Source organism: Gloeothece verrucosa PCC 7822 (assembly GCF_000147335.1).
In the GTDB taxonomy this organism is placed as follows: domain Bacteria; phylum Cyanobacteriota; class Cyanobacteriia; order Cyanobacteriales; family Microcystaceae; genus Gloeothece; species Gloeothece verrucosa.
In genome coordinates this window covers 1-25674 of sequence record NC_014533.1, presented here as the reverse complement: position 1 = coordinate 25674, position 25674 = coordinate 1, and the positions used below count along the sequence as shown (strand labels likewise).

General features: G+C 41.9%; 12 protein-coding genes and 1 CRISPR repeat array. Of the genes, 4 read left to right on the top strand and 8 right to left on the bottom strand.

Features of this window, described 5'->3' with window-relative positions; all coding sequences use genetic code 11:
• Positions 1-5 precede the first annotated feature (5 nt).
• The 4 genes from CYAN7822_RS27435 to CYAN7822_RS27425 all read right to left on the bottom strand — a co-directional run bounded on the left by CYAN7822_RS27435 (position 6) and on the right by CYAN7822_RS27425 (position 11801).
• Positions 6-1508 (bottom strand): Cas10/Cmr2 second palm domain-containing protein, encoded by a 1503-nt coding sequence (locus CYAN7822_RS27435; RefSeq protein WP_245602806.1) that lies wholly within the window; start codon positions 1506-1508, stop codon positions 6-8.
• On the bottom strand, positions 1436-1861 hold the full coding sequence (locus tag CYAN7822_RS39700; protein ID WP_245602805.1) for a type III-B CRISPR-associated protein Cas10/Cmr2: 426 nt from the start codon (positions 1859-1861) through the stop codon (positions 1436-1438). The genes CYAN7822_RS27435 and CYAN7822_RS39700 overlap by 73 nt, the downstream gene beginning before the upstream one ends.
• A gap of 564 nt (positions 1862-2425) precedes the next feature.
• A CRISPR array of direct repeats spans positions 2426-4632; the repeat unit is 36 nt; unit sequence GTTTCCAACTATTCCTATTTAACCCAATAGGTAGGG.
• Positions 4633-5268: 636 nt separating this feature from the next.
• Positions 5269-7674, bottom strand: coding sequence for a Hint domain-containing protein (locus CYAN7822_RS27430; RefSeq protein WP_157871968.1), 2406 nt, complete (start codon positions 7672-7674; stop codon positions 5269-5271).
• Positions 7675-7883: 209 nt separating this feature from the next.
• Positions 7884-11801, bottom strand: coding sequence for a putative Ig domain-containing protein (locus tag CYAN7822_RS27425; protein WP_013334231.1), 3918 nt, complete (start codon positions 11799-11801; stop codon positions 7884-7886).
• 510 nt (positions 11802-12311) lie between these two features.
• On the opposite strand from CYAN7822_RS27425, the gene CYAN7822_RS27415 reads away from it, so the two are divergent.
• Genes CYAN7822_RS27415 through CYAN7822_RS27400 form a run of 4 tightly spaced genes read left to right on the top strand, consistent with a single transcriptional unit; the run spans position 12312 to position 23318 of the window.
• Positions 12312-13346, top strand: coding sequence for a response regulator (locus CYAN7822_RS27415; protein ID WP_013334230.1), 1035 nt, complete (start codon positions 12312-12314; stop codon positions 13344-13346).
• Between the two features lie 54 nt (positions 13347-13400).
• Positions 13401-16508, top strand: coding sequence for an ATP-binding response regulator (locus CYAN7822_RS27410; protein WP_013334229.1), 3108 nt, complete (start codon positions 13401-13403; stop codon positions 16506-16508).
• Between the two features lie 5 nt (positions 16509-16513).
• Positions 16514-22054 carry an ATP-binding protein gene (locus CYAN7822_RS39190; protein WP_013334228.1) on the top strand — a complete coding sequence of 1847 codons (5541 nt, stop codon included), beginning with the start codon at positions 16514-16516 and terminating at the stop codon, positions 22052-22054.
• A gap of 25 nt (positions 22055-22079) precedes the next feature.
• A complete protein-coding gene (locus CYAN7822_RS27400; RefSeq protein ID WP_013334227.1) occupies positions 22080-23318 on the top strand; it encodes a CheR family methyltransferase in 1239 nt (412 codons plus the stop codon).
• A gap of 75 nt (positions 23319-23393) precedes the next feature.
• On the opposite strand, the gene CYAN7822_RS27395 is transcribed toward CYAN7822_RS27400, so the two are convergent.
• The 4 genes from CYAN7822_RS27395 to CYAN7822_RS36095 form a co-directional block, all read right to left on the bottom strand.
• Complete coding sequence (locus CYAN7822_RS27395; RefSeq protein ID WP_041934059.1) at positions 23394-23669, bottom strand: hypothetical protein; 276 nt, start codon at positions 23667-23669, stop codon at positions 23394-23396.
• Positions 23670-23964: 295 nt separating this feature from the next.
• Complete coding sequence (locus tag CYAN7822_RS39695; protein WP_049802735.1) at positions 23965-24444, bottom strand: hypothetical protein; 480 nt, start codon at positions 24442-24444, stop codon at positions 23965-23967.
• Positions 24425-24928: a hypothetical protein gene (locus CYAN7822_RS39690; RefSeq protein ID WP_245602828.1), complete on the bottom strand. Its 504-nt coding sequence runs from the start codon at positions 24926-24928 to the stop codon at positions 24425-24427. The genes CYAN7822_RS39695 and CYAN7822_RS39690 overlap by 20 nt, the downstream gene beginning before the upstream one ends.
• Positions 24929-25245: 317 nt before the next feature.
• The gene (locus tag CYAN7822_RS36095; RefSeq protein ID WP_245602803.1) at positions 25246-25413 is read right to left on the bottom strand and encodes an IS4/Tn5 family transposase DNA-binding protein; all 168 of its coding nucleotides are present in this window, start codon (positions 25411-25413) and stop codon (positions 25246-25248) included.
• Between the last annotated feature and the right edge of the window lie 261 nt (positions 25414-25674).

Here is a 25674-nt window from a genome sequence, read left to right as displayed (position 1 = left end):
TATGGTTAAAATTTGTCTGTTTCATCTGTTAAATAAAACCCAACTTTTGCTAAATTGATTACCCATTGGTTAACGGCGTTACTTATTTTTGATTCCTTAGTTTCTTGGTCATTTTTTTGATATTTTTTTAGATCTCCGTTGCCCAAGATGCCTGAGAAAATTTGTAAGCCGTCCTGATTAGTTTGATTCCACCAAAATGAAGAATCAGCTATAATGTCTTTGTATTCACTGCCAAAGTAAATCTCAATTAGTCCTAAAGCAATATTAATTTCAATAGTTTCTGTTTTAGGATTGACATAAAAGCCATGACGCGCTTGTAATGTAGCTACATCTTGATAAAAATGTACCCAGTTTTTCTGTTGTTTCCTATCTTGATAATTCTCTATTAAGTTTTTGCCATTATTAACAAATTTTAGTGGCATTTTTTCTTGCTCTTTGAGATCTAATAACCACCAAGGACATATCCATTCTAGATAATTGCCACTGTTAAATACTATCCTAAATGCTATGCGATCTCGTCCTCCTTGTTTTGCGGATTTTTCGGCTTCTCGACAATGTTGTAAAACGTCTCTTTGGGGAACTCTAGGCGCTACCCAAACATAACCGACACTAGGAGTAATAATCTTGGGGTCGTTTTGAGTCCAAATTTGGGATTTAAAATTAGATAACCATTTAAAGCATCGGTTAGCAGAAATTTGACGATTAGGATAATAAAGAATTCCTAGAAAATCATCTCCTCCTGCATAAATTATTCGACCACCGGCAATATATTTATTTTTTAAGTAATATCCCTCTGGTAAATAGCTATTTTCATTTTCTTTTAATTGTTTGCCCCATTCCCGCATTTGTAAACTAAATTCGTTACTTTTTTGTTCTTCAATTTTTAACTCTAAATCACCTAAGCTTTGTAAATATTTACCGGCATTATCTCCATCTCCTAAAAACCATCCTGTCCAATATAATTCTTGATCTTCTTTTTTTTCAGATTTTTTCTTTTTTTTACGTCGGTTTAAATCTTTGAATGATTCTGGGTTAAGATTTTCGGCTATTTGAGTGATATTTTCTTCTGAGCTTAAAATATTTTGCTGTTGTAGACGATTGTGTAAGTTGGTTACAATGACTTTATGAGTAATTAGCCGCTTAACCAGTTCGGGAATACTTAACTCTTCCCGTACATCAATAAAGGATTCTCCATATTCTTTGGCACGTTCGGCTTTTTGCTCGTTGGGAATTATTAAATCTCGAGTAGCATTTATAAATGATTCCCCTAATTTATTTCTAAGTCGCTGATAAAAGTCATCGATGACATCTTTTTCTTGTTGATAGGTATTTGAATAGGGTTTAGAACCTAAGTAAGGATAGGCGATAGCATCAATTCCTGATAGGGTAGAACTTTCCCCATGCCAATTAATTCCTGTCCAATTCCTTTTACATTTTACCTGATTGATTTGTTGACGCACTTGAGTAATACTTTCTCCGGGTTTTCCCTGCACCCAAAAAACTCCCAACAGTGATTAATCCAATTTTTCCAATCTCGTTCCCAATACAAATACCATCCAGGTTGATAAACATTTTCTTCTATCCATTGCCGGCAACTTTCGACTACAGATTCCCAGGTTTTGTTAAAGACTGTTTCGGCTTTTTTTTCGGGAAAATCTCCCTTAATTATAATTTGATTTGGCATTCCCTGGATGATGTTGATAGTCGCGGGAGAAATAACGCTACAATTGTTTTTTTCTGCTTCTTGACAAATTGCCCAGGATAATAAGGAAAGTATGTAAGAACTTCCATATAAGTCCCGAAGTTTTCGAGAGTTTTCTATAAAAGGTTGTATGGGCGCAAAGGTTACAATAGTGTACATAGTTTGACTCATAAATAAGTTAAAAATTCTGGTTTATTTCATTTATTTTGATTAAGTTTTTTAATCTATTTTTTGGACAACAAAATTGCAATAGTGATAATGATGGAAATTGACAAAAAATAATGGACATAGATAGGAGATTTTTTTGCTTCTATAACTATTTCTCTTTTTACCATAATAAGGGATATCATTATAATAATAATTATCAGTTTAAGTAGTCGGACATAAGTAAAGTTAACTGTGTTATCAGGGAACAAAGAACAGGAAAGGCTTTTAAGACTTTTACATTTCTTAACATAATGAACTTTATTTATGTCCAGGTACTAGGGTTAAGAGATTAGCCATCAGTATTTTTAGAGAATAATTACTAAATTTACCGCGCTTTGGGAAGAAAGAGACTTAAATTAAGTTTTTCTTCCAAAATTGTTTTTTTGCTTAACATTTCGTCAAATAAATCCAGACTTTAGCTAAAGTTTTGACGATGGGACGTTGTGAAACATTTTTTTCCCCTCCGTTTAAGTAATACAATTTAGGTAATACAACAGTAATACAAAAATACAAATAGTTTCCAACTATTCCTATTTAACCCAATAGGTAGGGGCCCGGATCTGCTGGCCGATGTCCTCGGTCGCTCGCGCCGTTTCCAACTATTCCTATTTAACCCAATAGGTAGGGGGCGGATCAAGGTAAATGCCAACCTTTTTGTAAACCCCGGTTTCCAACTATTCCTATTTAACCCAATAGGTAGGGCGGAGATTCCATAATCAAAAGCCAGATGATTACTTGTTTCCAACTATTCCTATTTAACCCAATAGGTAGGGATCAGATTGCAGAAAATTAGAGCATTTGTTAAGAATGCGTTTCCAACTATTCCTATTTAACCCAATAGGTAGGGAACGCGGCGACGGGCGGCACGGCAAAGCGCGCGAAGGAGTTGTTTCCAACTATTCCTATTTAACCCAATAGGTAGGGTTAGCTCTTTGTAACGAGCATCAAAATGTTTTAATTATTGTTTCCAACTATTCCTATTTAACCCAATAGGTAGGGGGATATTGTTGCAAATATCGTATGAATAAGTAAAACGAAAGTTTCCAACTATTCCTATTTAACCCAATAGGTAGGGGTAAGAACTGGCTAAAGTCCTTAAGTCGTTTAAGGACGTTTCCAACTATTCCTATTTAACCCAATAGGTAGGGGAGAATGGAGACAGGAAGGGCGTTCTAGCGATTCAATGTTTCCAACTATTCCTATTTAACCCAATAGGTAGGGAATTTTATACCGCCTTCCATCGCTGTCTATTTCCTCCAGTTTCCAACTATTCCTATTTAACCCAATAGGTAGGGTGAGTTTTTCTGCCGTCATTCAACCGCGAATGTAAAGATCGGTTTCCAACTATTCCTATTTAACCCAATAGGTAGGGCTCCGTGAAGATCGCGCGTTCGTTCACGTCGGCGGCGGTTTCCAACTATTCCTATTTAACCCAATAGGTAGGGGATGTTGGACAGGCGGCGGGGAAAGGATTACAGAAAGTTTCCAACTATTTCTATTTAACCCAATAGGTAGGGAGAAAAAGAGTACACACTTTTACTCTGGCAAGGCAGAAAGGTTTCCAACTATTCCTATTTAACCCAATAGGTAGGGTAAATAATTTTAAAAAGAATGAATTCCTAGGAGAACCTGTTTCCAACTATTCCTATTTAACCCAATAGGTAGGGCACAAGTAATAATAGGGTGAATTGGCATGGGTGACATAGTTTCCAACTATTCCTATTTAACCCAATAGGTAGGGTACACAAGTGGTGTTCTTAAGGTGGTAGAGGGAAAAAATGCTTGTTTCCAACTATTCCTATTTAACCCAATAGGTAGGGAGAAAAGGAAGAATTGCCATAGTAACAGAGGTACTCGTTTCCAACTATTCCTATTTAACCCAATAGGTAGGGGGGCAACGGGCCGCCGAGCTGGTCCCGGTCACCGTGCGCAACGTTTCCAACTATTCCTATTTAACCCAATAGGTAGGGTATTCCAGGTAGTTGGGGTGACTGGAGTTCAAACTGCGTTTCCAACTATTCCTATTTAACCCAATAGGTAGGGGTCTATATCAAGTTAACCTGACTCGAAAGCTTATAATTAAGCGTTTCCAACTATTCCTATTTAACCCAATAGGTAGGGTTCGACCCGCCGACCTCCCGCATCACGATGCCGCCATCGGGTTTCCAACTATTCCTATTTAACCCAATAGGTAGGGGTGGTTCGAGATCAGGGACGAGCTGGGGGCGACCGAGTTCCTGTTTCCAACTATTCCTATTTAACCCAATAGGTAGGCTACGCCCTCTGGATGGAGGAGAAGGGCTTCTCGAACCTGTTTCCAACTATTCCTATTTAACCCAATAGGTAGGGGAGGTCTTTGGCGGAGTCCCCGAACAGCGAGGTGATCGGTTTCCAACTATTCCTATTTAACCCAATAGGTAGGGATAGTGACTCCAATCCCCACAGAAATTAGAGTAGATTTGTTTCCAACTATTCCTATTTAACCCAATAGGTAGGGCTGCTAACTTAAAGGTATTGCCAGGTGCTGAAAATATAGTTTCCAACTATTCCTATTTAACCCAATAGGTAGGGTTCAGTCATAATATAGATACAAGTGAATGTAAGTAAATAATTGAGTTTCCAACTATTCCTATTTAACCCAATAGGTAGGGCCTATTGAGGACATGAGAAATCGATACCAAATCCTTGTTTCCAACTATTCCTATTTAACCCAATAGGTAGGGGGCTGCCCACAGAACCTTTATATCATCTAGCGTCTAGATGCGGTTTGCGAACCTCATCTTAAATTGTACCACAGATCGAGCAAAAACACCCCACCAACAAACCTCAAACCCTTACCGGGCTTAATGTCGACCGACACAACGAAACAATAGGTATTTCAGCAATTTTTTTTCTCAGTCGCAAACCGATGATACAAAACCGCCAAACCCTTCAACCTAGGATTATTATTCACATCATCATATTCACCAAAAAGTCGCTGGATTCATTTAGTAGAAAGTCAGTAATCGGTTTTGCCGCCATTGCCGCATCCTGTGTTTCAATCCCGTTACCAGGATTCATTTTCATTTAGTAGAAAGTAAGTACCTGGACAAAATTAAAGTTAACTGTTTGGTAAGGGAACACCGGATCTGGGAACAGGAAAGGCTTTCAATGCTTTTACATTTCTTAACATAATGAACTTTATTTATGTCCAGGGACTTAAAAACAACGATTCTATGTCCTGAGCGAAAACACAGAATCGCGAGGAACCTGAAACCCTTATAATTTGGTTACCGTGCGTAAGTCCTATTAATTTACAGCCTTGATGAAAGTGATCTATTGAGCCTAAATTTTTGAGATCCTTTTTCAGCAAACCCTACTTACTTTACGGAATGAGCTTCAATTTGAGCTAATATTTTATAGCCAAGCTGTCGCCCTAAGCTAATTGCCATTAACATAATATGCTTTTGTGTCCATTGCTCTGCCGCAACTGTTTGGTTATGTAAATCTTTGGCTGATAATTGACGATAATCAAGGCAAATTCTGCCAATAATATTGCCATCTTGATTAAAGATAAAATGATCGGCTCTTGTAGTAGACTGTAGATTTTTAGGGATAGCAGAGCGAAAATGACTAAAAGTTTTTTGGTTTAGCTTTATTCTTCCTATTAACATTGGCGATGGTGAAGTCGTTAATACTCGACCCATATTTACTATTCTATCGAACCTTATATTCCAGACTGGTTTTGTCTGAAGAGGTAACGTAATTATATGGGGCATATTGCTACCCATAAACTGTACACCATTTACTTCTAGCTCAATTAAAACCTCAGAATTTGCCATAATTGGATCACCGATCAATTCGAGATCAAATAAGCCAATTGCTAGATGATTTGTCATGGACGGCAAAGCGTTATCGGTGCGCCATCCTGTTGCTAACTCTGAGCGTATCCAACGCCCATATTCTCGAACCAGATAATATTCTAATAATGACGTATGAGCATCCCACTCACTATTACGCATATAAAAGTCCTGTTTGGGTATTGATAGACGTTGCTTTTTTTTACCGCCAAAAAAGGGACGAAATGCTTTACGAATTAATTGAGGTAAATCGGAAATATTTACAGCCGATAAAATTCGAGGAATTTCTAGGTGCGGCTCACTGATATGTTCCCAACAGGCTGGCCTGAGCATTTCCATTGCAGTCACAATTGCCATAGTCACACCCAAATCGTGCAAAGGATCTGCTGTTTCTGCATCCACAGCAAAATAAGTTTCTAAACCCCCTACATAATAAGTAGCATAGCCTTTTTCCCAATTTTCTAATAACAAATCATAAACTATTTCGTTTTCATCAGTTGTTGGATGTGAGTTGATTTGTTCAACTTCAATGGCTGTCGGCTGGTTATTTCTAATCCCCAAAAGTTGGATATTTTTTTCTAATTTACCAACACCTTTAGCCGTCATAGTTGGAATACCATCAATCAAAGCCCAAGGATCAATTGCATAACGCATAGGTCCACATTGATCTGCACCTCGGAAAGGATGAGCCGACGAGGCAAATAAATTCAAATTATTGATACTGTAAAGTGTTCTATTAGCTCGTAATGGTTTTTCAATTAAGACTACTTGACGAGGGCCTAAATTAGATAACACTTTGTCGCCAATTTGAATAGACTCTATGGGTTTGGCACTACCATCGGCCATTAACACTAAAGTTCCTTTACCGAAACAGCTACTGCTATGGGGTAGATATCGATTCAAAGAACCCCAATTAGAAAAACTATAACTATAACCATTAGGGGTGTTTACGTTCGTCGTCGCCGGGTAAGGGCTGCCGCTAAAAACGGTTAGTTCTTCTTCTGGCATTGCCGCCGTAATTGTAGCAGAAGCCTCCGCAATCAAATCAGCACCTGATAACGGACTATACCAACTAATATAGCCCCCAGTCCACCAACTACGGGAATCGACTTCAATCGGCACTTTAAGTCCATGATTTTTATACTGAGTGATTGCCGCATCGACATTATCATATCCCAACGCTTTTAAGGCTATCCACAAATTAAACAAAAACCAGGTAGCCGCATTGGTACTATCGCCTCCTGTAGAAATCCCTTGGTTAATATTGGCCGTAAATTGTCCGTCAGCAATAGCGCTATATAGCACTAAACTCGCTTGTTTCATTTCTCCTGTAGCTTCTATAGCACGAAAAGCGATGCTTGTGGGTGGGTATCCAGTTTCAAAAACAGCCAAAAAACTGGCCGACAGTGCTGATTTAAAGCTGTTGTTATAGTTTGTTAAATCTTGTGAGAGTTTGCTCGTATCTAAACTGACAGAAACTTTTTGTTTAATAGCATCAGTCAAAACAGCTACAGCATAATTACCCCACCATGCTCCGTTTAAGCTACGGTTTACTTGTTCAACCAGGGCAGCGACTTTTTCTCCGCTACCAGATTGACTAATACCATGAAAGAAAGCATCTCTATAACCTGAATAAGACCCATTGTAATAATAAGTTGAACGATAATAGGCGTAAAAAGGGCCTTGCTCATCGGGGTGGGGAGCAATGCTATTGTTAGGCAAATTAATTGCCAGTAGGTTAGCTAAAGCAGTTTTATGGGCAGTATTCCAGTCATGATCCCCATAATAGGGTAAGGAATCGATTAATGCGTTGATCAGAGGATTTAGGTTAACACTGCTAGAACAAGTAAATGTTTGGAGTGATCTTAAAACAGAGTTTTTCAGGATTTGAGCAAATTTTTCTTGATATTCGGAATAAGTTGTCATGGTTATTTTCTGATTAATAAGGGGAAAAATCGGCATAGAAATTTATTGCTTTATGCCGAATTAAACTTGCTAAGTAGGTGGACAAAATTAAAGTTAACTGTGAGATTGGGCAATGGGGTTGCGGGAAAAGGGCAATGGGTAAGAGTTAGGAGAGTAAAACATTTCTTAATACAGAAAGCTTTATTTATGTTCAGGGACTTAGAAGAAGGTCAAGCTACAGTAATGGTGAAATTAACAGATTCATTACCTAGAGCGTTACTAATTGTCAAAGAATTATTCGATTTAATTGCTTGATTAGCAGTTTGGCCATTAGGGCTAAAAGTGCCTGTTTCTTTACTAAAACTTAAGAAACTGGGCAAGCCTCCTGTTAAAGAATAGGTAAACGGCGTACTGGGATTAATACCAAAGCGTGGTCCAAATTTTTGCTGTTGGGATGGGGTACTATTGAGGATAAAACTTATATCGCTCATGGTCATAAAATTCGGAGCTAGACCAGACATTTTTAAGTTAAATAGACTACCCTGATTTGCACTATAACCCACTCCTGAAGTGGTTGTGATTAACCAACCGCCAGCTTGTGATGGATGGTAATTGCCGTTTTGATCGGGCATTACAGGCTGAAATTTTAAATCTAAGGAAACTAGATCTGTATCATCGTTAGTTGTCACTGCATGAGTTTGAGGATGACTCAACCAAGTTTGCGTCAGTATCGTAGGTTTGCCACTTGCGGCTTGCGATTTGGTTTGACTAGAACTCATTCTCGGTTGGAAGGAAACAGTATAGTCGCTCATCAGGCTGAGTAAAACGCCTATGGGGCCTTCGGTTTTGTCTTTTTCAATCAGAGTAAAAATCTGACTCATCCCTAAGCCATCAGTTTGAGATTGCCAAACAGTATCCGGCAAGGAAGTAGCAGAACCTAGAGATAAAGAACCATCAGCATTAGCGATCATAATTTTGCCAGAAGGGATAAATATTATCCCATCAATGAAGATGTCAGGCGATAAAGTGAATCCGAGCATCAACAGGTTATTTTGCTCTTTGGCGGCATAGGGAATCACATAGTCAATACTACTGGCTTTAGAGTCGACATAAAATCCCGCAGGTTTAGCATATTGATCAACAAATTCTTTAACGGGATCGGGTGGTTTTTGGAATAGTTCGTACAGCACCAAAGCAACCCCTACTAATGCAGCGATAATAGCTAAAGGTCCGGCAAAAGCAATTATTCCTGCCAAAACGCCATCGGCGACAATTAATCCTCCTTCAACAGCCCAAGTGCCGACTAGAGCAAATAAAGTTAGCACACCACCAACAATATTAACAATATCTGCCCCAAGGGCTACCCCCGTCTCTCCAGTAGTAATAAAGTAGATGCTCAAACCGATACCAGCAAGAATTAAAATCGGACCGACACGGGTGGCAATAAACTCATCTAGGTTGCGACCAAATATTCTGATTGTCCAGGATACTTCTTCTAGATCATTGTCGCCTATATTAAGCAGCAATGTTATTTCGTCTCGCATTTCTATTGAACCAGCCGTATCTCCCAGCCAACGAGCAGTTCTGTTAGATATATTCACTAAACCTTCATCAAGCCGGCTGGCTTCTCCCTCAACCAAAATACGATTAACTGCTGCACTGCGTTGCCAAAAAGACATCCCATCTACTTGAAAAATGGCGTAAAGCCTGACTCCGCGTTTAACAACTGCGGCTAATATCTGTAGACCCAATTGCACCGTATCAAGGATGACTTCTGCTTTTTCTCCGGCAGTGAGTTTGTCCCAACTTTTATAGGTCGAGAAAAGATTAAAAATAGCTAAACCGGTAATTCCGCCAATGAATACACTGCCAAAGATGTTAGCGATTTTTGAGAACCTAGGAAAGGTACTTGAAAACCAATTGACCCATCGGTTAGCTATGTAGGGAAGTGCTAAAGTATCTTGAATGGCTTCGGCAAATGTACGCAAGGTTTCGATCGACGCTTTAAGAATTTCATCTGCATCTTTTTCATCTAAAATATTTTTAATTTGAGTGGCGGCATCGGCAATTTGTTGATCTTCGTTGGCAATATTTTGTTGAACAAAAGTTTGTAGGTATTCTTTAATTAGCTCAAAGCTTTCTGCATCTCCTGTAAATCCGTACATACTAGGCAAAATATTAGTAGCCAAAAAGATATTGATCGTTTTATTGTACTGTTGAGCAAAATATCCCGACGGATCTAAAGCAGTCAGTACCGTAATATTTTGCTGAAATAGTCGCGTTAGTGTAGTTCCATCACTCGATCCGGTATTGATGCCGATCTGAATCGCAATATTGGCAAGAATGGCAGGGGCGGTATTATAAGTATAGTAAGCAAAAGCCCAAAAAAGTTTATTGGTTTTCGCATACTCACCAACGGCTTGTACTTCTTTAATTAAGTTTTGTTTGAGGTCCGGAGATGACCCATCTGCTACCACATTGGTATTAATATCATTAATAGAACTTTTGATTTGACTGTCGATAGTTGCTTCATAGGTAGCGGCGTTGGTAATTTGATCTGAGATATAATCAGCCGTCTGTGGGAAGCGTTGACCCCATTGGTACTGAAATAACTTTTGCCCATGAACTTGGTACACTTTAGAATTGGCTACTTCTTGTTTTAACCAAGCGGCGGCACGCGGACCGTTGAGATTTTTGGTGTTTGAATCCGAACCATTAGCCAATCCTTGAGTCATTACGGCAGTCCCCAAAGTTTTATACCAGGCTGTGGGATCTCCTATACCTGATACCGGCGAGTTGGCAATTTCTGCTAATTCTCCGCTTAAAATAGGTTGGTTCACATTAGGAAATAACAGTTTCCAAATATCTTCTGAGATATAAGAATTCATTATTTCACTTAAGTTCTGTCTCACAGCAGATTGAACAACATCACCCCATTCTCCCTGAGTATTTTGTGCAAACGGGGTCATAGCCAGCAAACCGTATATATTCGGCGAGGTATCGGCTAAAGAGGCTACCTGTGAGAGGAGGATGTCATGAATTTTTGGGTGAAGATCGCAGTGTTTAGCAATTTGGTTATGAGTCGAATTAGCTGATAAGCGCCGCACAGTCAATGTGTTATGGGGGTCATTAGCAAGAGATCCGTTTTTACTGAATAGAAGCTTACCTTCTGCGGGTAATCCTAATCGTTTTTGATGTTTGCGATCAAGCCCTCTCCAATATAGGGTATTGCCTAACATATAGGAATCGGCCACAGGCTTACCATTGAGATGCAAACGTCCGTCAAAGACAGCAAAGGGTGCTTTATCAGGTGATACGTGGTAATAACCAGCTACCATTGAAGCAACCCGTTTACCTTGCATCCCGACTAGCGTGCCTTTGGGGGCAAGATCATCAATTTGTAATACACCGTTGATGGTAGAAGCCGCCGCGTCTTCTCTTGCCTGCATCCAATAGGGATAAACAGTATCTGGTTCAGGGCTAGATAAACCGATATCTTGATCTGGAGGCACATTGGACTTAAATACCAAATTCCATACCATTAGCCCCTGCTGTTGACCTAAACTAAGACTGGCTTCAAAAGAGCCTAAACTAGGTTCCCAAGGGATAGATTCTGTCTGTTTATCTTCAAATTCCCATGTAAAAGTTGGTGGTTCGATTGAACTGCCTTGAGTTACTGTATAAGTTAACAATAATCTGTCTTGAACCCAAGTTGCTGACTTCCACGCCGGAGAAGATGTATCCCAAGTAAAACCGACAATTGCATTATTTTGGCTTTCATAAGTAGCGCCAGAATTTAAAGCAACAGAGCAAATGAATTGTGCCCGTGCGCCAGCCCTTACCGATATAGCCCTGTCTGCACCACCAATAACCCCGACAGCACCACGACCACTAGCATAAAGATGTAACTGACCTCCACCAAATAATCCTTGCCAACGTAAAGTTTTGTCATGGGCATCGTAAGTCCAAGCATCGCGCGGTACTGGCACTTGATCGATGAATAGGAGATCATTACTTTCGTCTAATGGATTTGGGCGTATTAACATCACTCGTTTTGGGATGGCATAATTAGGATTACCTGGTGCATCCATGCGAGTAATGACTAAGTCATGAAATTCAGAGCGAGAACGATTGATTGAAGTTACCATACAATTATCTACTGTTAAAATATTGGTGATGTTTGTAATTATTGGCTACAAAGCTCATCCAATAATTTACGGAATTGTGCCTCAAGAATTTTTGTTGTCGCCCAAATTGCAAGTATTTATACTGCTTAAAAGCCATTTTCGTGCTGTACTTCTACTTGTAAGTACCTGGACACAATTAAAGTTAACTGTGTGATTAGGGAACAGGGAACAGGGAACAGGGAACAGGAAAGGCTTTCAATGTTTTTACATTTCTTAACATAAAGTGCTTTATTTATGTCCAGGTACTTATTAATTCATTTTTCCCTACACCCTACACCCCACACCCCACACCCTACACCCCACACCCTACCTTAATTACAAGTTTCTTGTCACCCCGTCAAACTTTTATGATTCGTTTGCCTGGCTTGGACGTTAGGATATATGTATGTAAATCTCAAAAAATTTAATAAAATAATATTCGTCTTATATCCAAGATTAAAAGCGCATTACCCACATTATTCGACTGTATTTATGAGTGACGAAAAGTTGAGACAATATATCGAAACGTTGCGACAGCTAATTGCCGCCGAGGAAGAAAAACAAGAATTGATTGCTTTTTCAGAAAGCGTAGTCGCACTTGACGGTTTACAACTGTATATAGAAGAGATGCAGACGAAGTTGGAAATAGCCTCTTGCCTGGAGCAAAAGCTTATAGAGCAAAATCAACGAATTGTCACAGCTTACCAACATTACTACGACTTATTTCACACTTCACCTTTAGGCTATTTAGTGACCGATGCTAAAGGGTTAATCACAGAAGCCAACCAGATGATAGCTAAATGGCTAAACGTACCACAACACTATTTAGTCGGTAAACCTTTAGTTGTGTATGTAGATCATAGTGAACGCTCAGCTTTTTATACCAAGTTGGATGAGCTTTCTCAAAAAAGGGAAATACAACATTGGCAAACGATATTATGTCCACGACACCAAGAACCATTTAGTGCCCTGTTGCAAGTGCTAAGCCTCCGTAATGACTCAGGTTCGATTGAAACTCTACGAATAGGGGTACATAACTTAATTCAAATTCAACAAGCAGAGTTTCTAATCGCTCAACCCCCCTACCCGAAAGCAATTTCTACAAAAGAAAAAGTGTCTAAACTTACTCTGTCTCAATCTCTAAACGGATTGCAGGTGCTAGTTGTTGATGATGAAGCGGATGCTCGGGAATTCATCAGTGCCGTTTTAGAATCTGCGGGAATTCGTGTCAGAGCAGTAGCAAGTGCGGCAGCCGCACTAAAAGAATTAGAGCAATTTCAGGCCGATGTATTGGTGAGTGACATTCGTATGCCCGATAAAGATGGCTATAGCTTGATTCGCCAAATACGCGAGCTTGAGTCTCAAATCGGAGGACATATTCCAGCAGTCGCCATTACCGCTTATTTAGACGAAACTCGGGAAAAAGTTATTAGTGCTGGATTTGAAGCCCATTTGCACAAGCTGGCTCAACCAAGGGATTTGATTGATATGGTAACTCAATTAGCCCGACGCACTTATAGTCAATAGCATAAATTGCTTAAATTAACATGAAAAAATTGCATTTGTTGAGGAAAGCTTTGTATGATAATCCCATCTGAGAGCCTAAATCCCTTGCTTGAAAGCCTTTTTGCAGGAGGGGGCGAGATGGGAGCTTTGATGAGAGCGTATGATTGGTCACAAAGCCAGCTCGGTCTTATCGAAACCTGGCCACAGAGCTTAAAAACAGGCATTCGAATTATTTTAGGCTCCCGCTACCCAATGTTTATCTGGTGGGGGAAAAACCTGATCAATTTATATAATGATGCTTATATTCCAATATTGGGTAAGCGGCATCCAAAAGCTTTAGGTAGATCGGCAAATGATATTTGGTCAGAGATTTGGCACTCGTTAGGACCATTGGCTTATGAGGTGCTTAATAACGGAAATCCCTCTTGGAACGAAGAATTATTGGAGATTATGGAGCGTAATGGCTATCGGGAAGAAGCCTACTTTACCTTCTCTTACAGTCCTATTGGGAGATATGAAGATGGCGTGGGAGGGATTTTTTGTGCCTGTACGGAAGATACTCTGCGAGTTTTGGATGAACGCCGTCTGAGGACGCTTCGGGATTTAGGTGCAGAGACGGCACACGCGAAAACGGTAAATGAAGCCTGCCAAATTTCTGCTAATGTATTAGCTAATAACCTTAAAGACATTCCCTTCGCCTTGTTTTATTTGCTTGATAGCGGTCATCAACAGGTTAAACTTGTCAGTACAACTAATTTAGAAGTCGGAACTCTTGTTAGCCCTAGTGTGATTGAGCTTGCCGATGAAGCATCCGACTGCTGGTCACTCAACTCGATTTTAGCCACTGGAGAAAACCGAGTCATTCATCAATTAATTGATCGCTTTGGTTCGCTTCCCGGGGGCGCGTGGGATGAATCCCCCAACAGCGCGATCGCCCTGCCTCTAACCCGACCCGGACACGAAACCCTAGGCGTTCTTATTGCTGGCATTAGCCCCTATAAACCGCTTGATGATGATTATCGAGGCTTTTTTGACTTGGTAGCCGCTCAAGTGACGACGGCAATCGCTAATACTTTAGCTTATGAGGATGAACGCAAACGGGCTGAGGCATTAGTCGAGTTAGACCGAGCCAAAACGGCTTTTTTCAGCAATGTCAGCCATGAATTTCGCACACCGCTTACCCTAATGCTCGGGCCTGCTGAAGATGCGTTAAGCGATGCCAGTAATCCCCTTGCACCTCTTCAATATGAGCGCATTAAAATCATACATCGTAACGGGTTACGCCTGCTGAAATTGGTTAACACTCTGCTCGATTTTTCGCGTATTGAAAGCGAGCGGGTTCAGGCAGTTTATGAGCCAACTGACCTAGCCACCTTTACGGCTGAACTAGCTAGTGTGTTTCGCTCTTGCATTGAAAAGGCTGCTCTGCGTTTGGTGGTCGATTGTCCTCTGCTCGCTGAACCTGTCTATGTTGATCGAGAAATGTGGGAAAAGATTGTCCTTAATTTGCTCTCAAACGCTTTCAAGTTTACTTTTAGTGGTGAGATCAAAGTAAGTTTGCGATTAGTAGCAAGCGAACAAGAAAAGTTAAAAGATAAAAGGGAAAATTTTGTCTTTACTCCTTCTTCATTGCCCATTTTCCCATATATTGAACTATCTGTACAAGACACAGGCATTGGCATTCCCCGCGCAGAAATTCCCCATTTGTTTGAGCGGTTTCACCGAGTAAAAGGAGCAAAAGGACGTACTTATGAAGGATCGGGAATTGGTTTATCCCTAGTTTTACAATTAATAAAACTGCATAGCGGAATAGTCGGGGTCAGTAGTACCCTTGGAGAAGGGAGTTGTTTTAAAGTGTTTATTCCGAGCGGCTCTGCCCATCTTCCTCCTGAACGGATTGGGGCAACTCCTATTCGAACCTCAACCGCCATGAGCGTGTCTCCCTACGTGGAGGAAGCCTTACAATGGCTTACCCAAGAGACGGAATTTATCGAATCGTCAAAAAATCAGCAAGATAAAAAGATTATTTTAGCACCCAGTTACTCTCACATTCCCTCACCGTCAAAAAGCCGAATATTGCTAGTGGATGACAACGCAGATATGCGCCATTACGTGAGCCGGTTGTTGAGCGAACGCTGGCAAGTTGAAACCGCCGCCAATGGAGCAATCGCTCTAGAAATGATTGCTCAACAACTGCCCGACTTAGTGCTGACAGATGTGATGATGCCAGAGCTAGACGGATTTGGTCTGCTCAATACACTTCGGGCTGATCCGATCACTAAAAGTATTCCCATTATTCTACTGTCTGCAAGGGCAGGAAAAGAAGCAACCATTGAAGGATTAGAAGCAGGAGCCGATGATTATTTAATTAAACCTTTCAGTACCTACGAACTAATAGCGCGGGTCCAGACCCAACTACAAATGTCACGTTTGCGCCAGGAGCAATCGGCTAATCGTTTTAAAAATGAATTCCTCCAGACTGTAACTCATGAATTACAAGCTCCTCTTGCAGCGATTCTCAGTTGGGCACGTTTATTACAAAGTCAATCTTTCGACGGGAAAAAGACGGCTCAAGCACTGGCTTCTATTGAGCGCAATGCCACGATTGAAGCCAAATTAGTCAAAGATTTGCTGGATGTTTCTAGCATTCTCTCGGGAAAGCTTCGACTACAACTTCAACCGGTCGATCTGGTTCCTCTAACACAAGATGTTATTACTACACTGCGTCAAACGGCTCAAGCAAAGCAAATTCTACTCATAGAGAGATTACCTGATCCAGGTAAACAGGTTATACTTACAGGAGATCCCGAACGGCTCAAACAAATTATGAGTCATTTGCTATCCAATGCTATCAAATTCACTCCTAATAAAGGAAAAGTCTACATTGAGTTAGACGACTTGGCTTTTGAGGCCCGACTCCGTGTTACTGATACCGGTATCGGCATTAGTTCAAATTTTCTTGTCCATGTTTTTGAGCGTTTCAGTCAAGCTGAAGTACCTAGCCGTCATTCACCCGGAGGGGTGGGCATTGGACTAGCGATCGCCCGTTATCTAGTAGAATTACATCAAGGGACAATCGAGGTAGCAAGTGGGGGAGAAGGGCGAGGGGCAACATTTACTGTCAGATTACCCTTAATCAACTCTACTCAACTGAACTCTGATGCCCCAGTTGAGAAGGAATAAGCACTATGCAACGACCTCAAGCTCAAACCGTCACCCTAGACGATATTATAATTACAAGGGAGCTTCAGATGAGATCGCCCCGTGCCCCCAATTGGCAGGCTCAGGCGGAGGGGATGCAACTCCTGGCCCAACAGATGGCGAGGGATTCAGAATATTTGATGCAAACCTTGGTGGATCTTGCTCTTTCGTTATGTAAGGCGGGGACAGCCGGACTAAGCTTGCTGGAAACCACATCTGAAGGAGAAGAGATTTTTCGCTGGACTGTTTTAGCCGGAACCTTAGCACATCATGTTGGGGGCAGTACCCCCCGCAATTATAGCTCTTGTGGCGTTTGTCTTGAACAGGGTTCTCCTGTTTTATTTTCCCACCCAGAACGCTATTTTACCTACTTTCAAGAAGCAAACATACCCATTGTAGAAAGGTTAGTGTTGCCTTTGGTTGCTGATCGCCACGTCTTCGGCACGATCTGGATCATATCGCAGGATGAGCCACGACACTTTGATTTAGAAGATGTGCGGGTTATGACGAGTCTAGCAGACTTTACAGCTACTGCTTTGCTATTGCAGCAGCGTCAAAAGAGAGAATTGCTGGTGGCTAATGCGGCGTTGGAGGCAGAAGCGCGATCACGTGCTTTAATTTCGAATCTTCCGGGAGGGGCGGCGTTTGTGGTCGATCAAAATCTGCGCTATATGCTGGCAGAAGGAGAAGCATTGGAGACTGCCGGATTTAAACCAGAAGATTTCGTCGGACATACAATCTTCGAAGTGCTGTCGTCCGAATTAGTGGCAAGTTACGAGCCGATGTACCGTCAAGCACTCGCAGGTAAACCCTTTGAGTATGAGCATTCTTCCCATGATCGCACCTACATATCACGGGGAACACCGATTAGGGCTGAAAATGGGGAAATCTATGGGGCGCTTGCGGTTTCTTACGACATTACCGAACGCAAGCGGACAGAAGCCACCCTGCGGGAGAACGAAGAAAAGTATCGAGCGCTCTTTGTGTCAATGGATGAGGCCTATGCAGTTGTCGAAGTTCTGGCAGACGACAATGGCCAGTGGAATGACTTTCTGTTTTTGGAAGTCAATCCCGCTTTTGTGAAGCAGACCGGTATGGAGTATCCGGTCGGACGCAAAGCCACAGAACTTCTGGGAACACCGAATCCCAAATGGGCACAGGTTTATGGGCGTGTCGCCGAAACCGGTGAACCGATTCGGTTTGAAGAAAGCGAAGCCACCTTAAATCGCGTTTTTGACCTGTATGTTTTCCGTTTGGGCCCAGACGGCAGCCGCCGCGTGGCCGTTCTGTTCACAGATATCAGCGATCACAAACGCCGCGAAGCGAATGCTGCTTTCTTAGCCGAAATTGCCCAAGACTTTTCCCGTCTTTCGTCCGCCGATGAGATTATGCGTGCAGTCGGGGCAAAAGTAGGCGCTTACCTCAACATTTCTAATTGTCTCTTCGCAGAAATTAACGAAAGACAAAATCAAGCGAGCATCGAATACACCTGGCATACCTCCGATACACCAGACGTAACAGGTGTTTATCGGCTCTCCGAGTTTATCACCGAAGAATTTCGACAGGCGGCACGGTCTGGAGAAACCATTATCATCCGCGATACACAGACTGATCCTCGCACAGATAGCGATCGCTATGCCGCCCTCAAGATTCATGCCTATGTCACTGTTCCCTTTCATCGGGAGGGCGAATGGAAATATTTATTCACGGTGAATGATTCTGTTGCCCGCAATTGGCGTGAAGATGAAATTGAGTTAATCCGCGAGGTGACAAACCGCACATTTCCCCGTCTCGAACGTGCTTACGCCGAACAAGCCCTGCGGGAATCGGAAGCCAAATATCGCTCGCTGTTCAACTCGATCGACGAAGGTTTCTGTATCTTTGAAATGCTCTACAACGATGCAGGCGAGGCGATCGATTTCCGCTACATCGAGACTAATTTAGGCTTTGAGCGGCAGAGTGGGCGCAGACCGCAACCAGGGCAAACAATGCAGGAACTCTTCCCAGAAGCGGAGGATATGTGGCTGAAGGACTACGCGGAGGTTGCACGCACCGGACAGCCGAAGCGGTTCATCGACTTCCACGAAGACCTCGATCGTTGGTTCGATGTCTTTGTCTTTCCTACAAGCAATAACAAAAACCAACTCGCGGCACTTTTTAGCGATGTCACGGATGAGAAGCGCTCCGAAGCCGCGTTACGCGAGAGCCAAGAGCGACTACAAAAAGCACTTTCTATCGAAACCGTCGGGGTTCTGTTTTTCATGCTCGATGGGCAGATCACCGATGCAAACGATACCTTCTTAAGAATGAGCGGTTACAACCGGGATGAAGCTCGCCATATCGCACACTGGAAAGATTTGACCCCTCCTGAATTTTGGGACGTGACGAGTGCTGCGGCTGAGGAACTGGCAACCCTGGGAAAAACTGCACCTTACGAGAAGCAGCATATTCGCAAAGATGGTTCTCGCTGGTGGGGGCTATTTTCACCGACGCGACTCAAGGGTAGCGGGCGCAATGCCGAATGCGTCGAATTTGTCATTGACATTAGCGATCGCAAGCGTGCCGAAGAAACCTTACGCGAGAGTAAGGAGCGACAGGCGTTTCTGTTGCAACTCAGCGATGCTATCAGGCCGTTAACCGATCCGGTTGAAATCATGGCTACGGTTAGCGAGACTGTTAGACACTATTATAAGGTTGCACGCTGTGGTTATAGCGAAGTGTCACCGCCTTACGATCATCTTGTTGTTGCACGCGATTGCACCAACGGTATTATGCAAAATTTACAGGGGGCATGGCCGCTTGTCAGCTTTGGCGATGACTTGATCAGACAGTACCGCTCGGGACAAACAGTTGTCGTTGAAGATGCCTTTGAAGACGCTCGGAGTAAGGGAAAGGAAGCGGACCTTGAATCAGCCGGAAATATTCGCTCCAGCATCTCCGTTCAACTGATAAAGCAAGGTAATTGGGTCGCATCGTTTTATGTTCAGGACACTGTGAGACGTTCTTGGACAGGCAACGAAGTAAACTTAATGGAAGAAATTGCTGAACGGACGTGGTCTGCATTGGAACGCGCCCGCACCGAAGCGGCTCTGCGGGAATCCGAAGAAAAATATCGATCGCTGTTTGAGTCGATCAACGATGGTTTTGCGCTGCTCGAAGTGCTGTATGACGATGACGATAAACCACTCGATTGTCGCTTCCTAGAAGTCAGTCCCTCATTTGAAACCCAAACCGGATTGACCCAAGTCCAAGGCAAAACCTTGAGAGAACTCATCCCGTCTGTTGAGTCAGGTTGGTTTGAACACTACCACCAAGCTCTTGTCACTAACGCACTGGTTCACTTTGAAATGTGGCAGGACTATCTCAAGACTTGGTTTGAAGTAGATGTGTTTCCCTACGGCAATCCGCAAGATCGAAAAGTGACGATCGTTTTCCAGAACATCAACGAACACAAACAAGCTGAAGCCGAACGACTGCAACTCATTCAAGAGCAAGCCGCCCGTGAACAAGAACGCCAACGTGCCGAGACTCTGGCAGAACTTGATCGCGTCAAAACCCTCTTCTTCAGCAACGTTAGCCACGAATTCCGTACACCCTTAACACTATCACTGGCTCCTCTGCAAGATATCTTAAGCGATCCCACTCATCCCCTCGATCCTGTTCAGGGAGAACGGCTAGAACTCGTTCACCGCAACAACCTCCGCTTATTGAAACTGGTTAACACCCTGCTCGATTTCTCCCGCATTGAAGCCGGGCGAATAGAAGCGGTTTATGAACCTACTGATTTAGCAATGTTCACAACAGAACTCACGAGTGTATTTCGCTCTGCTATCGAACGGGCAGACTTACAGTTGATTGTTGATTGCCCTCCCCTACCAGAACCCGTCTTTGTCGACCGACAGATGTGGGAAAAAATTGTTCTCAACCTGCTTTCTAATGCTTTTAAGTTCACCTTTAAAGGCGAAATACGGGTTAGTTTAGCTAACAATAATGATAATTGCGCTATCCTCCAAATCCAGGATACAGGGACTGGTATTGCTCCCGAACACCTGCCCCATCTGTTTGAGCGGTTCTATCAAGTTCGAGGCATTCAAGCGCGAACTCATGAAGGATCGGGAATCGGCCTTGCTCTTGTGTATGAACTGGTTCGACTGCATAGCGGCAGCATTGAAGTGAATAGCACTCTTGGAGAGGGGACTTGTTTTACAATCTCTCTACCGTTCGGAACAGAACACTTACCCAGTGATCGCCTTTTAGATGAAAGCGATGACCAACCCGTTCGCCCCTTAGCATCTACTACAATAGATAGTGTTGCCTATAGGCTAGAAGCCGAGCGATGGCTACCCAAAGATACGAATGAGGAACAAGATCTTGAATGTAGTCAAGAAGTTTCACTTACACCCTCTTCTTTCCTTGTGCTTTTAGTCGATGACAATGCTGATATGCGAAAGTATTTGACTCGTATCTTAAGTGAACACTTTCAAGTAGAGGCAGTCGCAGATGGGAAAACGGCTCTAGCAGTAGCTATTGAACAAGTCCCCGATCTTATCCTAAGTGACGTGATGATGCCAAGACTCGATGGAGTAGAGTTACTTCAAGCCTTGCGTTCTGACCCGCGCACAAAAGAAGTGCCCTTTATACTGCTTTCTGCTCGTGCCGGCGAGGAATCGATTATCAAAGGATTAGAAGCCGGAGCCGATGACTACTTAATAAAACCTTTTTCCGCTCAGGAATTAGTATCTCGTGTCAATGCTCATCTTCAGATGGCCAAACTTCGAGGGGAAGCACTCGATCATGAAAGAATGATCAGCCGTAGAAAAGACGAGTTGTTATCAACGGTTTCTCATGAATTAAATACTCCCCTAGTTGCTATTCTTGGTTGGACTCGGTTGTTACGCGGCACACCCCCAAGTCAACCCATGTTGACAAAAGCATTAGAGACGATCGAACGCAATGCCGCACTACAAGCGAAACTAATTCAAGACTTGCTCGATATTTCCCGAATTAATGCAGATAAACTGCTTTTGAGTCTTGAGCCTGTTGAAATAGGATCACTTATTGATATTGCGATCTCCACAGTCGCTCCTTTGGCCAGCACCAAGGGAATTGATCTCATCTGGCACAAAACTAATGAGGATGGAGACGCTAGTTCTGTAGTCGTAAAGGGCGATCCAGAGCGCCTAGTGCAAGTCATGGGCAATTTATTAACCAATGCTATTAAATTTACCCCCCCATCAGGGCGGGTGAGCGTTGAACTCTCAGTGATGCGGGATGACAATTTTGCCGACGGGGGTTATGCTAAAATTTCTGTTATTGATACTGGCATAGGCATTGCTGCTGAGTTCCTTCCCTATGTTTTTGAGCGCTTTCGTCAAGGAGAGGGTACAAATGGCGTGAAAGGATTGGGACTGGGTTTGGCGATCTCCCGTCATTTAATTCAACTTCATCAAGGTTCTATTTATGTTCAAAGTCAAGGAATAGGAAAAGGAGCAACTTTTGTGATAGAGTTACCTATCAATCAAAAATAATTAAACTCCATGATTAATTATAAAGATGAATCCGCCCGAAGTCAATTTGGAATTTGAAGCGTTATTAAACTACCTTAAAGACAGCCGAGGTTGTGACTTGACCGCTTATAAACGCTCGACTTTAATACGGCGATTTCAGTACCGGATGCAAAGTATCAATATTGATAACTATCAAAATTATTTACAGTATTTGCAACAGCATCCCCAAGAATACTCTGCTCTTTTAGATGATGTTCTAATTAACTTCACCAGTTTTTTCCGCGATCCCGAAGCTTGGGATTATCTCGCCAAAGCCATCATTCCAAAAATCCTGAAAAGTAAGCACACAGATGAACCTATTCGCGTCTGGAGCGCAGGTTGTGCAGCCGGGCAGGAAATTTACAGCCTTACGATTTTACTGGCAGAAGTATTAGGTACCGATGAGTGCCTAAAACGAGTACAGGTTTATGCAACTGATATAGATGAAGTCGCACTAACACAGGCACGAGAGGGCATTTACAGTGAGCAACAAATGATAGGCCTCTCTGCGAATCTGATTGAAAAATACTTTAAACCCATTGAAGGAAATTACGTCTTTGACCGAACCCTTCGTCATAAAATTATCTTTGGTAAGCATGACCTAGCTAAAAATGCTCCTATCTCAAAAATTGATCTATTGGTTTGCCGCAATGTGCTTATGTATTTCTACTCAGAAACTCAAAGTTCTATCTTAGTTCGCTTTCACTTTGCGCTAAAAAACACGGGCTTCCTCTTATTAGGTCAAACAGATATACTAACTCAGCACAGAGAAATTTTTACACCTATCAATTTAAAGCTACGAATTTATGCTAAAGGGTTAAATCTAGAAGTAGAGCATGTTTTATCTCTCAACCCCAAATCTTCTAAAAAACCAACTCTAGCTCGGTTCACAACCGACCAATCCTTCTGGAAAACGATATTTGAAACCAGCCCGGTTGCCCAGTTATGCGTAGATTTCAAGGGTTACTTAATTGCTGCTAATGAGAGGGCGAATATTTTATTTGGATTAACGCTCGACGATCTGAATCGTTCTTTTCTTGAACTTGAACCAGGAAAGTTACTCGACTCTCACGCTTCGGGGAAAAGCCTCTACCACAAGCGTCGTCGAGCGACGTTGAAAAATATTGAGTGGCGCACTTCGAGCAGCACAAGACATTTTGATGTTGAGAGCGTACCTCTTTTTAACTCTGAAAAAAAATTTTTAGGTATTACATTAACATTCTTTGAAAAGTCTTTATCAAAGTGAACAGGGAACAGGTAACAGGAAAGGCTTTCAATGCTTTTACATTTCTTAGCATCATGTACAAGGACTGGTGCGGAGCTAGGCTTTATTTATTTCTAGGTACTTAGCTAAAGTTTTAACTTTATTCGTTGCTAACAAAAGTTTCATCGCCTCTTTTTGTACCTGTTCAGCTTGTGCCTTTTTAATTTCTAATTTAGAGTAAACAAAATTAAAAAACAGTTGATCGCCCAAAGTTATAACCCCAACCAAGTGATTATTTTTAAAATGAGAAATTATAGATGGACCATACATCGCTTCAAGTCGAAGATGGCCATACTGTACAGGAATATTTAATCGTCCGAGATTACTGACCATAACTGAGACTTAAACCATATTTTGGCGCGAACGACAAAATATGCTTGAAAAAAAGGACTACTATAAGAGAAAGCCATTTGATAAATTTATGAATAAGCGCTCGCTTCGCTGTCTCTTTTCACTACGCTTTAAGTCCTGGGGGGTTTCCCCCCAGACCCCCCGTGGCAGGATTTTCGGATTCGGTGGCTGATGTTTATTTAAAGCTAAGAGACCGAAATGGTCTACACGCTCACTCCTTCCGACCGCTACGCGCTCATCCTGCTTGTTAAAACTTGTACAGATAAGTCAAACAGGTTCAGGCTTTTTCGGGTTCGGACCCAACTTGGTCGCGTTTGGGTTTACGCGCTCCTACTCTTCGCTTTGTCTTTTTCTGTGTTGATGTAGCATCAATGGAATCAGCTTCTTCTACTTTTACGCTCTCTTCTGATAAAGTTTCATTATTATGGGGTAGAGAGACAATTTCATCGTTTTTGACTGAAGTCGTTTTTTTTCTTCCTTTTTTAACAGTAGAGGCATCGGAAGTCTTAGAAGCGGTTGAAGTACGTTTTCGCCTAGGAGAATGAGTATTGGAGGTCGGAGTTATTGTGTCATCTATTGAAGTTGCTTTTGTCGAGAGGAGTGAAGGACTTGTAAAAGTGCTACTATCATCTGAAGATTCTTTTTCTTGAGTAGAGTTTGTAAGAATCCCTTCCATGTTTAATAATCGAGATAAATGGTCTTGGCGACTGGCGGAGTAAATTAATTGTTGCTCTCCTTCAACTGCATCTATAGCCATACGTTCGCACGCTCGCGAGGTTAAAAGCATACTCCTGTATTCGTTCTATCGTCAAAGTATCTTCACCTCGACGAAGACACGCTCCACTTGCCCGAATAAGCCAGTCCTTTAAAACGCCAACGCACCCAATCGAGCGTTCATAAAAATAAAACCATTGCTGCATCAATGACTCGATATCAGTATTAAGAGGAACTTGTTTAAGCAGAGCCAATAAAGCGGCTTGAAAATTTCGACGATCTTGTTCAACCGAAAATTGATAGCGTTTAAAATGTAAGTCGAGTCCACGTCGTGCGGCTTGACCATTTAGATTTTGAAAACTTAACAGTTCATAAGTTCCAATAAGAACATGAAGGACACCAGTGACATTAGTTATGGATTTTATCCAGTCTAATTGGTCTAATAATTTGCTGGCACTCTGACCATTACCAACTTTCATCAAATGTTGTGCTTCATCTAAAATGACAGCCCGTACTCCATGTTTAATTAAAGCATCTTCAAAAGCTCGACGTAATTCGGTTGAGTCATTAAATTGTGCATTTTTACTGCGACTACGTCCTTTTTTTTCCCAAGTTTGTTCAGTATTAATATCAACCAGTAGCCGACGTTCATAAAAGGGTTCACCGAGAGTTTCCAGGTGTCGAATCTCAAATTAAATGACGCGAGTCTCAAATTATTTGTCGCGTTGTAAAAAGGCTACAATGAATGTCAGATAAGGATCACAAGCCAAAGTAGTACAGGAAAAAAAGCCCCCCAAAATTGTCTCAAAATAAATGACGTAAATTACAGCTTGAAAATATCACTTTAAATGTCATAAAATGGGGCAAAGAAAAAACCTAAAAGAAAAAAAGTTTGGGGTATGGTCTTGTCAGGTTTTGAAGCCAAGCCTTCTACAATGACACTCAGCCTTTTATTTAATCTTTTATCTCCCAAATCTGCCGTTTTTAGTTCTTCCGTTACCCAGTTATTCATTTTTTATCCTCCCTCTTAAATACACTATTTAATTTTTTAATATTTTTGATTTATTTTTTATTATTACTTTGTCTATTTAGTTAACTTAGGTTGGTCAACATCTTTATTTTTTTTGAATAATTAATCTTAACTTGTATTTGTTTATCACCCTTATTTATATTAGCTTTTTTGAGTTCCTTTTAATAATTATTATTGAGCGACCCCTAACTCCTTTTTTGCACTCCTCTGTCGCCAACTGCTACAACCTGAGTCAACATTTTT